The following is a 244-nucleotide window of genomic DNA, read 5'->3' on the forward strand; positions in this document are numbered from 1 at the left end:
CGTGTGATCTAGGCTGGAACCACAACTCCGGCATCGCCGCACGTGCGAGCGGTGCCATGCGCCCCGAGAAAGGACAGTGCACCTGTGTCTCAGTCTGATCAGACACTCACCTGGACCGATGTCGATCGCCGCGCCGTGGACACCGTCCGCGTGCTCGCCGCGGACGCCGTGGAGAAGGTGGGCTCGGGACATCCCGGGACGGCCATGAGCCTGGCCCCGGCCGCCTACCTGCTCTTCCAGAAGG

1 protein-coding gene is annotated in these 244 nt (G+C 67.2%); it reads left to right on the forward strand.

Annotated elements, in window-relative coordinates:
* Positions 1-84: 84 nt before the first annotated feature.
* A partial coding sequence (locus IG178_RS26305; protein WP_193215245.1) for a thiamine pyrophosphate-binding protein occupies positions 85-244 on the forward strand: 160 nt, incomplete at its 3' end.

The organism is Neoluteolibacter marinus (assembly GCF_014904755.1).
GTDB lineage: Bacteria > Verrucomicrobiota > Verrucomicrobiia > Verrucomicrobiales > Akkermansiaceae > Haloferula > Haloferula marina.